Genomic DNA, 12,604 nt, shown 5'->3' with positions numbered 1-12,604 from the left:
CTGGCGGCGATGCTGTTCGGCCGTATCGCCCTGGCGTGAGAGCCGTTCAGAGCAAGGCGTGGCTGCGCATCGATGACAGGAGCGTCTGTTTCGAGGTCGTCAGGTGGTCGCGGGCCGCCGCCAGGGCAGCCTGTTCCTCGCGCGCTTTCAGCGCGTCGATGATCCGCAGATGCTCGCCGATCGCGGCGAGGTTGCGGTCGCGCTCGTCCTTCTTGTCCCATTGATAGTGGTAGTGGAAGACGAGCGTGATCACTTTCTGGAACTCAGTGACGAAACGGTTCTTCACGACGCTGCCGATCGCGGTGTGGAACCGCTCATCGAGCAGCGAGAAATCGTGATAGCGCCGATCGATATCCTCGGCGAGCCGGATGTGGTCGTTTCTAAGGTCGTCCAGCTGCTTCCATATGCCATGGGTCGGCGGCAGGGCGACGAGATGCGAGACGGCGTTGAGTTCGAGTATGGCGCGGAAGTCGGAAAGCTCGATCGCGAAATCGCGGGTGAAGCCGACCAGTTCCCATCCGCCCCTGGGCCGCCGGCGCACCAGCCCGAAACGGCTCAGCGAGGCGAGAAATTCCTGCAGCCCATAGGCCTGCACGCCAAACTTGCGCGCCAGTTCCGTCACGTTCAGCGCCGTGCCGGGCGGCACATCGAAGCGCAGGACCCAGTCGAGAAACTGGCGCTCCAGTTCATCCTCCGACGGCTGGGTGGAGTGGACCGCGAGCCTGTCTGTTTCATTCGGAAGCCGGAGCAAGGTTTTCGAGCGGCCTTCCCAACTGATGAGGCCTTCCGCATTGAGCCGTTCTAGGGCGGAGCGCACGACCGTGCGACTGACATCGAGCTGTTGCGCCAGTGCCAGTTCGGCCGGCAGTTGATCGCCCGCCTGCCTGCCGGCGCAATAATCCAGAAGCTGGTTATAGGCTTCCCGGAAACGCTCGTCGGTTCTTGCCATGCCTGTTTCTCCGCAGTTCCCTGCCCTAGCACGTGGATTGTTTTGTCGACAATGATAAAAAACAATTGACAACCGCGTTTCCATGGATAGTTTTGTACTTAATTATATTGCACCGAATTCGGAGGAGCCTATGTCGGTGGCAGCGGAGGAGCCGCATCCCCTGGGAAGAATTGGCAGGATCAGCGCGGGTACGTTTCACCAGCTATCCGCCCTGATGACGCTGGCGATGCTGATCGCGATTTTCGCCTTCGGCAATGCGGCCTTCCTGTCGGTCAATAACGGGTTGACGGTGCTGTTGCAGACGTCGGTGATCGGTCTTCTCGGCATCGGCATGACGATGGTGATCATCACCGGCGGTATCGATCTGTCCGTCGGTTCCGTGCTGGCGCTGTCCGGCACGGCTGCGGGGCTGATGGTCAAGGCGGGTATGCCGGTGCCGGTCGCCATGTCGGCGGCGGTTCTGGTGGGCGCGTTCTGCGGGTTTATCAATGGCGTCGTCATCACCAAGATGCGGATCACGCCTTTCGTCGCCACGCTTGGCATGATGATGATCGCCCGCGGAACGGCCCTGCAACTGACGGGTGCTGCGCCGATTTCGCAGCTTGGCGAGGCTTTCGGCGTTCTCGGCAACGGCGCGCTGTTCCGCCACGTCGAAAAGCTGCCCAACGGTCTTTCCAAGGTCGTGTTTCCGGGGATTCCCTATCCGGCGATCCTGCTTCTGGTTGTTGCCATTGGCGCTGCCTATCTGTTGCGCCGGCGCGCGCTCGGCCGGCATATCTATGCCACCGGCTCCAACGAGGAGGCGGCAAGGCTGTCCGGCGTCAATGTGGATGCGACCAAGATCGCCGCCTATGCCCTGTCCGGCGCGCTCGCGGGACTTGCCGGCAACGTCCTGATGTCGCGTCTCGTGACCGCCCAGCCTAATGAGGGCGTGATGTACGAACTCGACGCCATCGCTTCCGCCGTGATCGGCGGGGCCTCGCTGATGGGCGGCGTCGGCGGCATTTCGGGCACCATGATCGGCGCCTTCATCATCGGCGTGCTGCGCAACGGGCTCAACATGTCCGGCGTATCGGCCTTCATCCAGCAGATCATCATCGGTTTTGTCGTCATTCTGGCCGTCTTCATCGACCAGTTGCGCAGCAACCGCCGATAACCAGTCAAATCATGTCTTTAAAGGGAGGAGAAACCATGAAGACGATTTTGAAAGCAGTGCTTGCAGCCAGTGCCATCGCCGCCGTGCCGTTCGCCACGGCGAGCGCGGCGGAAATCGCGGTCATCGTCAAGACGACCAATTCCAACTTCTGGCAAAACGTCAACAAGGGCGCCACGGCCGCCGTTGACGGCCAGTCGGACATCACCATGACCTTTGATGGTCCGGCTGCGGAGTCCGATATCGCGGCGGAAGTGAACATGGTCGACAACGCCGTCAATAAGGGCGTTGCCGGCATCGTGCTGGCACCGTCCGATCCGGATGCGCTGGTGCCCGCCGTCAAGCGCGCCAATGAATCCGGAATCCCGGTCGCGATCATCGACTCGGCTCTTTCGGACGCCGGCAAGGGCACCTACCAGACCTTCCTGTCGACCGACAATTGCGCGGCCGGCGAGCTTGCCGCCGACAAGATGATCGAACTGACGGGCGGCGAAGGCAAGGTTGCCGTGATGTCCTATGTGGCGGGCGTCGGCTCGGAGATCGGCCGCGTTGGCTGCTTCGTCGATAAGATCAAGGCGGATTCCAAGATCGAGATCGTCGGTCCCTATTACTCGCAGTCGCAGATGGCGACGGCGCTGAACCAGACCACCGACGTTCTGGCCGCCAATCCGGACCTGAAGGGCATTTTCGGCGCCAATGAGCCGACCGCCGTCGGCATGGGCCGGGCCATCAAGCAGGCGGGCAAGGCTGGACAGGTCGCCGCCATTGGCTTTGACGGCAACAAGGACCTGCAGGACTTCGTTAAGGATGGCACGCTCAACGCCATTCTGGTGCAGGGATCGTTCCAGATGGGAGAAAAGGGCGTTCAGGCGATCATGGAGCTGATGGACGGCAAGTCCGTCGAGCCCCAGATCGATACCGGCGTTGTGCTTGTCACCAAGGACAATATCGATAGCGACGAGGCCCAGAACGTTCTCTACTGAGGCAGCAATCTCGCGCGGGGCGTTAACGCCCCGCGCGATCAACCAATGTACGATGACGCAGGACAAGTCCCATGACCCCGCTTGTTGAGATGATTGACATCGAAAAACATTTCGGCGGCATCAACGCTGTCAATGGCGTGTCGCTTAATCTATTTCCCGGCGAGGTCGTTGGCGTTCTCGGCCATAACGGGGCGGGCAAATCCTGCTTGATGCGCATTCTTTCCGGCGCCATGGTGCCAAGCAGCGGAACGATCCGCGTTGGCGGCAAGGACGTGAAACTGGAGACGCCGCATGATGCGCGCCGCCATGGCATTGAAACCATCTACCAGACGCTGGCGTTGGCCGACCATCTCGACGCGCCGGCCAACCTGTTCCTGGGGCGCGAGCTGAAAACCCGATGGGGCAATCTGGACGACCGGCGGATGATGGCGGAGGCGAAAAAGGTGCTGGCCCGGCTCAACCCGAATTTCCGCAATCTCGGCGATCCCGTCGCGCGCCTTTCGGGCGGCCAGCGGCAGGTGATCGCCATCGGCCGCGCGCTTTATTTCAATGCCAAGATCCTGATCATGGACGAGCCCACCGCCGCGCTTGGCCCTTCCGAATCCGCCATGGTTGCCGATCTCATCCGGCAATTGCGTGATGAGGGCATCGGCATCTTCCTCGTCAGCCACGACATGCATGACGTGTTCGATCTGTGCGACCGCGTCATCGTGATGAACCGGGGAGAGCAGGTCGGCGCGCACGGCATCGAGGAGGTCACCAAGGATGATATTCTGAGCCTGATCATCAAGGGCGAACTTCCGCTGGACTGGACACCCCGGAACCAAGGACAATTGCAATGAACCGCCCCGAGAAAATGCAAACCGACGTCATGACCTGCGGCGTCTGCGTCGAACCCGGCCTTTTCGAACTGCGAGAGGCGGCTCTGCCGATAGAGGCGTCTGAAGGCTGGGCGCTGGTGGATATCTGCGCGGTCGGCATTTGCGGCACGGACTATCACATCTTCGAGGGCAAACATCCCTATCTCAACTATCCGCGCGTCATCGGCCATGAGCTGAGCGGCAGGCTTGTTGCCGATGCCGCCGGGCTTTGCGCAGGCGATCTGGTCGTCGTCAATCCTTATGTCTCCTGCGGGGCCTGCCACGCCTGCAAACGAGGCAAGCCCAATTGCTGCGAGAGGATCGAGGTGCTCGGTGTTCATCGCGATGGCGGCATGAGCGCGCGGGTGGCCGTGCCGGAAGGCAATCTCTATCCTGCGGAGGGGCTGACGGAGATACAGGCGGCGATGGTGGAATTCCTGTCCATCGGCGCCCATGCGGTGGCGCGCTCGGGTATAGCGGAAGGCGACCGGGTGCTGGTTACCGGCGCGGGGCCGATCGGCATTGGTGCTGCGCTGTTTGCCCGGCTGGAAGGCGCCGAGGTGCATCTGCTCGACCTGAGCAAGGAGCGTCTGACCATGGCGGCTGATAAATTCGGCTTTGAACATCTGCACAATAACAGCGACCCGGCCAGCATTCTGACGGGCGATCTGGCCTCGGGCTTCGACATCGTGTTCGATGCCACCGGCTCGGCCCGCGCGATCGAGGCCGGGTTTCCGCTTCTGGCCCACGGCTCGACCTATGTGCTCGTCTCCGTGGTCAAGGACGACATCACCTTCAACGACGCGGAGTTCCACAAGCGCGAGACCCGCATTATCGGCAGCCGCAACGCGCTGCAAGCCGACTTCATGCGGGTCATGGAGGCGATCCGCAGCGGAAAGATAGACACCGATGCGCTTCTTTCGGCCGAACTGCCGCTGGCCGACCTGCCGGAGCGCTTCGCCGCGCTCGCCTCCGACCGCAGCGGGCTGATCAAGGCGGTGGTGCGGCCATGAGCGGTGCCCAGATTCTCCGGCTTCATCCCGACGACAATGTCGGCATTGCGCTCGTCGATCTGAAGCCGGGCGAGACAGGGGCGAGCGAAGCCATTCCGCGCGGCCACAAAATGGCGCTTGAGGCCATTCCGCAAGGCGCGTTCGTGCGCAAATATGGCCAGATCATCGGCGTCGCGACCGTCGATATCGCCTCGGGCGCTCATGTGCATACCCAAAATCTCGGCATCGGCACGGAGCGCGGCGGCGATGCGGGCACCTCGGAGATTCAGCCAATCGCGCCTGCATCCGTGCGCGACACCTTCATGGGCTACAAGCGCCCGGATGGACGGGTCGGCACGCGCAACTTCATCGGCATACTAACGACGGTGAACTGTTCGGGCTCGGTTGCCCATTTCATTGCCGAGGAGGCCGAACGCTCCGGCCTTCTGGCCGACCTCGAAAATATCGACGGCGTGGTGCCGATCGCCCACGGTTCGGGCTGCGGCATGGCCGGGCAGGGCGAGGGCTACGAGACGCTGATGCGCACGCTCGCCGGTTACGCCCAGCATCCGAATTTCAGCGCGATCCTGCTGGTGGGGCTCGGCTGCGAGGTCATGCAGCTTCCCGTGCTGGCGGCGAAGAAGGAGCTGCGCGACCCGAGCCGCTTCCAGTTTCTGACGATCCAGAACTCCGGCGGCACGCGCAAGACGGTCGAGGCGGCGCTGCCCGCGCTGCGCAAGCTTGCCGAAACGGCAAACGCGACCAGCCGCGAACCGGTCTCGTCCGAACATCTGGTCATCGGCATGCAATGCGGCGGTTCGGACGGGCTTTCAGGCATCACCGCCAACCCGGCGCTCGGCATCGCCTCGGATATGGTGGTGGCCCAGGGCGGCACGTCGATCCTGTCGGAAACCTCTGAAATCTATGGTGCGGAACACCTCCTGACCCGAAGGGCAAAGCCGGAGGTCGCGGCCGCGCTGATGGAGCGCATCGCCTGGTGGGAGGATTACTGTGCCCGCAATGGCGGCGAGATGGACAACAACCCTTCGCCCGGCAACAAGCGCGGCGGGCTCACCACCATTCTGGAAAAATCCCTCGGCGCGGTCGCCAAGGGCGGATCGGCGCCGCTCGAAGCGGTCTACAAATATGCCGAGCCGATCGACCGGCGTGGCTTCGTGTTCATGGACAGCCCCGGCTACGACCCCTGTTCGGTGACGGGCCAGGTGGCCTCGGGCGCCAATCTTATCGTCTTCACCACCGGGCGCGGCTCTGTTTCGGGCTATCGCCCGGTGCCCTGTATCAAGATCGCCACCAATAACGACCTTTGGGCGCGCATGGGCGAGGATATGGATATCAATTGCGGCGATGTGATCGACGGCGTGCCGCTGACCGACAAGGGCGCCGAAATCTACCGCATGATGCTCGACGTCGCCTCCGGACGCCCGACCAAGAGCGAGGCGCAAGGGTTTGGCCGGGTCGAGTTCATTCCCTGGCAGATCGGCGCGGTGATGTAGCGCGGCAAATTCCGTGCTGTTCGCGGGCTTTTGCCGACAGATTTACAGCCGCTCCGCTTCGCCGCAATGGCGGGTCAGATAGTACTGATTATTGCAAGCATACCTCACCTGGAGGCGCGCATGACAAAAACCCCTATCCTGCAATTCGGCACCAGCCGGTTTCTGCAAGCCCATGCCGATCTATTCATCTCCGAGGCGATGGCAGAGGGATGCGCGCTGGGTCCGGTGACGGTGGTGCAATCAAGCGGCGACCCGGCGCGGCGCAAACGGCTTGAAGCGCTTGCCGCGCCCGGCGGCTATCCGGTGCTCATCAAGGGGATCGAAGAGGGCGCGCCGGTCGAACGGGAGGTGCGGTGCGCCGCGATTGCCCGTGCCTTGACCACGGAAACGGATTGGCCGGAGATTGTCCGCATCGCCGTGGAGGAGGCGCAGATCATTCTTTCCAACACCGGCGACGCGGGCTGGAAGCCGCAAGCCGACGATACTCAGCCGCATTTTTCGCAGGCCATGTCCTATCCCGCGAAACTGACGCAGCTTTTGTTCGCGCGCTTTCAGGCCGGCGGTCGGCCGCTGACGGTCATGCCCGCCGAACTGATCGCCCGCAATGGCGAGACGCTGCGCGCGCGGGTTCTGGACCTTTCCGCCCCGCTATCGGCCGATTTTGCGGCCTGGGTGGCCGAGAACGTGGTTTTCGCCAATTCACTGGTCGATCGAATCGTCTCCGAGCCGCTGGAGCCGGCGGGCGCGGTGGCCGAGCCCTATGCGCTCTGGGCGATCGAGGATGCGCCGAACCTGATCGTGCCCTGCACGCACTCCGCCATCCGGGTGGTGGCCGATCTTGAGCAGATCGAGACGCTGAAACTGCATGCTCTCAACCTCGGCCACACCTATCTGGTCGCAAATTGGCTTGCGCGCGGGGGCAAAGAGGACCGGCTGGTGCGCGACGAGATGGCAGACGCCGCCATCCGCGCCGATCTCGCCGATCTTTATGAGCAGGAAGTTCTGCCGACCTTCTTTGCGGCCGGCTATGGCGATGAGGCGCGCGACTATGTCGAAACCACGCTGGAACGTTTCGCCAATCCGTTTCTGGTGCACCGGCTTTCCGACATCGCGCAGAACCATGGCGAAAAAGTCCGCCGCCGGATCGGCGCATTTCTCGACTGGGGCAGGGGGATCGGCTTTACCGGTGATCAGCCACGACTGAAACGCATTGTGGAAGAGGAGACCCGGCCGTGAAAACCAACCGTATCGGACGCACGGCGGTGGAAGTCACCGAAATTTCCTTCGGGGGCAGCGGGATCGGCAATCTGTTCCGCAAGATCGGGGATGAGGACGCCGAGGCTATCCTCGCCCGCGCCTGGGAGCGCGGCATCCGCTATTTCGACACCGCGCCACATTATGGGCGCGGTCTTTCCGAACAGAGGCTTGGCCGGTTCCTCAGGACGCGCGAGCGGGCCGACTACGTATTGTCCACCAAGGTCGGGCGGCTCCTCTCGCCCGGTCCTGCGCTTGACGAGGCCGATGGATTTGTCGAGCCGCTGCCGAATGCCGTGCGCTATGATTATTCCGGCGACGGCATCGAGGCGGCCTTCGAGCAGAGCTGCGAACGGCTTGGCACCGCGCGCATCGATATCGTCTACGTCCACGACATCGGCGCCTACACCCATGGCGATGACAATGGCCGGCACATGGCGGACCTGATGGGCTCGGGCATCGACCGGCTGCAAAAGCTCAAGGCGGCCGGTCGCATCGGCGCTTTCGGCCTCGGCGTCAACGAAAACCGCGTCTGTCTCGATGTCATGGCCGAGACGGAGATCGATGTGATCCTGCTGGCGGGTCGGCTGACGCTGCTCGACCGGTCGGCGGAAGAGGAGTTGGTGCCGCTCTGCCGCAGCAAAGGGGTAAGCCTCGTGCTGGGCGGCATCTTCAACTCCGGCATTCTGGCGACCGGGCCCGTACCAGGCGCGCGCTACGACTACGGCCCCGCGCCGGACGATATCCTCGTCAGGGTCGGCGAACTGGAGAGCCGCGCCAAGGCCGCAGGCGTATCCCTGCCCCAGACTGCCCTGCGTTTCGCGCTTACCCATCCGCTGGCAGCCTCCGCGCTGATCGGCACGGCGAAGCTCACATCGCTCGACCGCAACCTTGATGCCGCGGAAGCGCATTGGCCGGAAGCCGCCGACGCCGTTTTGCGCTGACCTGCCGGCGGCAGCGCAGGCGAGCTTTGCCGTGACGGGGCCGCACTGCCATGTCGACGCGTTGATCGCCCAGCGTGTCGGGCGCCTTGATATTGGTTTTCCAGCCAGTGATCGCATCCACCTGACCGGCCTTTAGCGGGTTCATGTCGGAGCCGATGATCGCCAGTTCGACCTGATCTTCGGGTATGTCGTTCTTGGCGAGCAGCGCCCTGAACAGAATGCGTCCGGCGGCCCGCGACGGCGTGATTGAAGTCTGTCTGCCAGCGCCGATGGCAAGACGTCCTGTTTCCGGGAACAACCTCCAGCGGGGCCCGTCAGGTGCCGGGATCGTCGATCAGCGGCGTCGGCTTGGCAAGGGTCTTCAGCGCCTTGATGTCGGTAAGCCGGATCGTCGTGCCTTCGACCTCGACGCCGTAGGGCTTCAGCGTGTTGAAGGCGCGCGACAGGTTTTCCGGGGTCATGCCGAGCAGCGAGGCGAGCGTGCGCTTGTCGTAGGGCAGGTCGAACGTGCCGGAGCCATCGCCGAATTCATGGTCCTGGCGCAGCAGCGTATTCGCCAGCCGTTCGACGGAGCTTCGCAGCTTGAGGCCCTTGTGTTCCTTGATGACATAGCGATAGCTGCCGGCCATTTCCAGCACCATGGCCCGGGCGAAGGCGTCGTCGAGCTCGAAGATCGAGCGGACGTTTTCCGAAGGGATCAGCAGGATTTTCGAGCGCGCCCGCGTGCGCGCCGACATCAGATAGACGGCATCCTTCAGCACGGCGGCCAGAATGAAGGCGCTGACCGGATGCACCATCGCCATCGTCGCCTCGCGCCGGTTGGCATTGGCGTAGAGCTCGACGCAACCTTCGATGACCACATAGAGAAAATCCGCCGGGTCGCCTTCATGCACGAGATCGAGCTGCGGCGGGAAGGTCTGGAGATAGGCCGCCTGCATCAGCGCCTCGAAATTCTCCGCACCCATGCTGTTGAACAGCCCCAGCGCCCGCACCTGCGGCAAATCGGATGATCGCATCACTGTGCCTTGATTTTTTTCGTGTCTTCAATTGATAAATTTAGCAGCATCGACCGGCATCTGCAACAGACCGATTTGACGATGATTTCAGCGCGGGAAGGCAATTTCACGCGCAATTCTTGTTTGTCCCGCGCCACCCGTCAACCTTGACTTAGGTCAACTTCGAGCGCCTCCCAATCCCTCTAGCTCTCAGGCAGAATTTCCAATGAGCGGTCTACCGCTTAAGCCTTAGGGGGCAAGTCATGTCTGCAATTGACGGTGTTTCGCGAAGAGACCAGCGCAGGGCGCTTGGTCTCAGCACTGTGGCCTTCACGGTCTGCTTCGCGGTCTGGACGATCTTCGCCATCATCGGGGTCGAGATCAAAAGCGAACTCGGCCTTTCCGAAACCCAGTTCGGCATTCTGGTGGCGACGCCGGTGCTGACCGGCTCGCTTTCGCGGCTGATGCTCGGCATCTGGACCGAGCAATATGGCGGGCGGCTGGTGTTTCCGTTGCAGATGCTGCTGGCCGCCGCGGCGACCTTTCTTTTGACCAGCGCCACGACCTATCCGTTGTTTCTGCTGGCCGCTCTTGGCGTCGGCCTTGCCGGCGGTTCCTTCGCGGTCGGCGTCACCTATGTGTCGCACTGGTATCCGCCAGAGAAACAGGGCACCGCGCTCGGCATTTTCGGCGCCGGCAATGTCGGCGCGGCGGTGACCAAATTCGGCGCGCCCTTCGTCATGGTGGCCTTCGGCTGGCAGGCGGTCGCCAATGTCTGGGCCTTCGCGCTCGCGGCCATTGCCGTCATCTTCTTTGTGTTCTCCAAACATGATCCGGTGTTCGAAGCCCGCCGCCGCTCCGGCGCGAAGGCGACCACGGTCGCGGCCCAGCTTGCGCCGCTGAAGAACCTGCAGGTCTGGCGCTTCTCGCTCTACTATTTCTTCGTCTTCGGCGCCTTCGTCGCGCTGGCGCTGTGGCTGCCGCACTACCTCGTCGATGTCTACGGCGTCGATATCCGCACCGCCGGCATGGCCGCCGCCGCCTTCTCGCTCTCGGCCAGCCTGTTCCGCGCCTATGGCGGTCATCTCTCGGACCGGTTCGGCGCCCGCTCGGTGATGTACTGGACCTTCGGCTTCGCGCTGCTCTTGCTGTTCATGCTGTCCTATCCGCCGACCAGCTACACGATCCATGCCAAGGGCGGCGACATCATCTTTACGACCGCCATGAGCTTCGGCGCTTTCGTGCTGATGATCTTCTGCCTGGGCTTCTTCATGAGCCTGGGCAAGGCGGCGGTCTACAAGCATATCCCGGTCTACTATCCCGACAATGTCGGTTCGGTCGGCGGTCTCGTCGGCATGATCGGCGGGCTGGGCGGCTTCGTCCTGCCGATCGTGTTCGGCACGCTCCTGGATCTGACCGGGGTCTACACCACCTGCTTCGCCTTCCTGTTCGTGCTGGTGCTCGTCGCGCTGACCTGGATGCATCTGTCGATCCGCCAGATGGAACGCCGCAACCGGGCCACGACCGAAACACTGCCGGAACTGCCGGAATTCGAGGGCATGACGCCGAAGACGTCCGCGGCGACGCTGACGGAATGGAACCCGGAAGACAAGACCTTCTGGGAACAGACCGGGCGGAAGATCGCCAAGCGCAATCTCTGGATTTCCATTCCCGCGCTGCTTCTGGCCTTTTCGGTCTGGATGGTGTGGTCGGTCGTGGTCGCGCGGCTTCCCGCGATCGGCTTCGACTTCACCGATGCCCAGCTGTTCTGGCTGGCGGCGCTGCCGGGGCTTTCGGGCGCCACGCTCAGGATATTCTACTCCTTCATGGTGCCGATCTTCGGCGGCCGGCTGTGGACCACGCTTTCCACCGCGTCTCTGCTGCTGCCGGCCATGGGCATCGGCTATGCGGTGCAGAACCCGGAAACGCCTTATCTCATCTTCCTGGTTCTAGCGCTTCTGTGCGGGCTTGGCGGCGGCAATTTCGCCTCGTCCATGGCCAATATCAGCTTCTTCTTTCCCAAGGCAGAGAAGGGCAATGCGCTCGCCATGAATGCCGGTCTCGGCAATCTCGGGGTCTCGGTCATGCAGTTCCTGGTGCCGGTCGTCATCACCATGGGCGTGTTCGGCGCGCTTGGCGGCGAACCGCAGGCGCTGTCGGATGGCGGGCGGCTGTGGCTGCAGAATGCCGGCTTCGTCTGGGTGCCGTTCATCATCGCGGCTACCATCGCCGCCTATTTCGGCATGAACGACATTGCCTCGGCCAAGGCCTCCTTTGCCGATCAGGCGGTGATCTTCTCGCGCTTCCACAACTGGATCATGTGCCTTCTCTATACCGGCACGTTCGGCTCGTTCATCGGCTATTCGGCGGGTTTCCCGCTACTGATGAAAACCCAGTTTCCCGAGGTCAACGCGCTTTCCTATGCCTTCCTCGGCCCGCTGGTCGGCGCGCTGAGCCGGGCGGGCACCGGCTGGATTTCCGACCGTTTCGGCGGCGGACGGGTGACCTTCTGGACCTTCGTCGGCATGTTCGTCGCTGTCATCGGCGTGCTGCAATTCCTGCCGCAGGACGGGGCGGGCGGCAATTTCTGGGCCTTCTTCGCCTGCTTCATGGCGCTGTTCTTCCTCACCGGCGTCGGCAATGCGTCGACCTTCCAGATGATCCCGGCAATCATGCGCCAGGAAGTGCCGCGCCTGATGCCGGAACTGGATGCGGGCGCGCTGCAGAAGCAGACGGATCGCGAGAGCGCGGCGATCATCGCCTTCACCTCGGCGATTGCCGCCTACGGCGCATTCTTCATCCCCAAATCCTACGGCACCTCGATCTCGATGACCGGCGGACCGGATATGGCGCTGTGGGGCTTCGGCATCTTCTACGTGCTCTGCGCCCTGTTGACCTTCTTCTACTACACCCGCCGCAACGCGCCGGTGCCCTGCTAATCGCCCGAAACAAAGGAACGG

11 protein-coding genes are annotated in these 12,604 nt (G+C 62.9%); 8 read left to right on the top strand and 3 right to left on the bottom strand.

The genetic code is table 11. The features are described from left to right. Positions 1-46 precede the first annotated feature (46 nt). On the bottom strand, positions 47-949 hold the full coding sequence (locus tag V6766_RS20325; RefSeq protein ID WP_448469593.1) for a GntR family transcriptional regulator: 903 nt from the start codon (positions 947-949) through the stop codon (positions 47-49). Between the two features lie 130 nt (positions 950-1,079). On the opposite strand from V6766_RS20325, the gene V6766_RS20320 reads away from it, so the two are divergent. The 7 genes from V6766_RS20320 (at position 1,080) to V6766_RS20290 (ending at position 8,649) form a co-directional block, all read left to right on the top strand. Continuing rightward, entirely contained in the window at positions 1,080-2,105 is a 1,026-nt protein-coding gene (locus V6766_RS20320) for an ABC transporter permease (RefSeq protein ID WP_448469591.1), read from the top strand. A 35-nt stretch (positions 2,106-2,140) separates the two neighbouring features. Beyond that, the gene (locus V6766_RS20315) at positions 2,141-3,085 is read left to right on the top strand and encodes a substrate-binding domain-containing protein (RefSeq protein WP_448469589.1); all 945 of its coding nucleotides are present in this window, start codon (positions 2,141-2,143) and stop codon (positions 3,083-3,085) included. Positions 3,086-3,156: 71 nt separating this feature from the next. Further along, positions 3,157-3,927: an ATP-binding cassette domain-containing protein gene (locus tag V6766_RS20310; RefSeq protein ID WP_448469587.1), complete on the top strand. Its 771-nt coding sequence runs from the start codon at positions 3,157-3,159 to the stop codon at positions 3,925-3,927. Beyond that, positions 3,924-4,958: a zinc-binding alcohol dehydrogenase family protein gene (locus V6766_RS20305; RefSeq protein WP_448469585.1), complete on the top strand. Its 1,035-nt coding sequence runs from the start codon at positions 3,924-3,926 to the stop codon at positions 4,956-4,958. The genes V6766_RS20310 and V6766_RS20305 overlap by 4 nt, the downstream gene beginning before the upstream one ends. After that, positions 4,955-6,451 (top strand): UxaA family hydrolase, encoded by a 1,497-nt coding sequence (locus tag V6766_RS20300; RefSeq protein WP_448469583.1) that lies wholly within the window; start codon positions 4,955-4,957, stop codon positions 6,449-6,451. Before V6766_RS20305 ends, V6766_RS20300 begins: the two co-directional genes overlap by 4 nt. 120 nt (positions 6,452-6,571) lie before the next feature. Next, on the top strand, positions 6,572-7,687 hold the full coding sequence (locus V6766_RS20295; protein WP_448469581.1) for a mannitol dehydrogenase family protein: 1,116 nt from the start codon (positions 6,572-6,574) through the stop codon (positions 7,685-7,687). Further along, a complete protein-coding gene (locus tag V6766_RS20290; RefSeq protein WP_448469578.1) occupies positions 7,684-8,649 on the top strand; it encodes an aldo/keto reductase in 966 nt (321 codons plus the stop codon). Before V6766_RS20295 ends, V6766_RS20290 begins: the two co-directional genes overlap by 4 nt. On the opposite strand, the gene V6766_RS20285 is transcribed toward V6766_RS20290, so the two are convergent. Together V6766_RS20285 and V6766_RS20280 are read right to left on the bottom strand one after the other, a co-directional pair. Beyond that, positions 8,576-8,947 carry an ABC transporter substrate-binding protein gene (locus tag V6766_RS20285; RefSeq protein ID WP_448469576.1) on the bottom strand — a complete coding sequence of 124 codons (372 nt, stop codon included), beginning with the start codon at positions 8,945-8,947 and terminating at the stop codon, positions 8,576-8,578. The two genes, V6766_RS20290 and V6766_RS20285, sit on opposite strands and share 74 nt — an antisense overlap. A 16-nt stretch (positions 8,948-8,963) precedes the next feature. Then, positions 8,964-9,665 (bottom strand): helix-turn-helix domain-containing protein, encoded by a 702-nt coding sequence (locus V6766_RS20280; RefSeq protein ID WP_448469574.1) that lies wholly within the window; start codon positions 9,663-9,665, stop codon positions 8,964-8,966. A 242-nt stretch (positions 9,666-9,907) separates the two neighbouring features. Between V6766_RS20280 and V6766_RS20275 the strand changes: the two genes are divergently transcribed. Further along, the gene (locus V6766_RS20275) at positions 9,908-12,583 is read left to right on the top strand and encodes a nitrate/nitrite transporter (protein ID WP_448469572.1); all 2,676 of its coding nucleotides are present in this window, start codon (positions 9,908-9,910) and stop codon (positions 12,581-12,583) included. The last annotated feature ends 21 nt before the right edge of the window (positions 12,584-12,604 follow it).

This window comes from Martelella sp. AMO21009, assembly GCF_053484295.1.
The sequence above is the reverse complement of the archived record's forward strand: the minus strand, read 5'-3'. Positions and strand labels throughout refer to the sequence as shown.

What these genes read in the sequence shown, in the direction of transcription:
- V6766_RS20295 (WP_448469581.1), top strand. Translation starts at nt 6,572, where the DNA reads ATGACAAAAACCCCTATCCTGCAATTCGGCACCAGCCGGTTTCTGCAA.
- V6766_RS20315 (WP_448469589.1), top strand. Translation starts at nt 2,141, where the DNA reads ATGAAGACGATTTTGAAAGCAGTGCTTGCAGCCAGTGCCATCGCCGCC.
- V6766_RS20300 (WP_448469583.1), top strand. Translation starts at nt 4,955, where the DNA reads ATGAGCGGTGCCCAGATTCTCCGGCTTCATCCCGACGACAATGTCGGC.
- V6766_RS20275 (WP_448469572.1), top strand. Translation starts at nt 9,908, where the DNA reads ATGTCTGCAATTGACGGTGTTTCGCGAAGAGACCAGCGCAGGGCGCTT.
- V6766_RS20310 (WP_448469587.1), top strand. Translation starts at nt 3,157, where the DNA reads ATGACCCCGCTTGTTGAGATGATTGACATCGAAAAACATTTCGGCGGC.
- V6766_RS20280 (WP_448469574.1), bottom strand. Translation starts at nt 9,665, where the DNA reads ATGCGATCATCCGATTTGCCGCAGGTGCGGGCGCTGGGGCTGTTCAAC.
- V6766_RS20325 (WP_448469593.1), bottom strand. Translation starts at nt 949, where the DNA reads ATGGCAAGAACCGACGAGCGTTTCCGGGAAGCCTATAACCAGCTTCTG.
- V6766_RS20320 (WP_448469591.1), top strand. Translation starts at nt 1,080, where the DNA reads ATGTCGGTGGCAGCGGAGGAGCCGCATCCCCTGGGAAGAATTGGCAGG.
- V6766_RS20305 (WP_448469585.1), top strand. Translation starts at nt 3,924, where the DNA reads ATGAACCGCCCCGAGAAAATGCAAACCGACGTCATGACCTGCGGCGTC.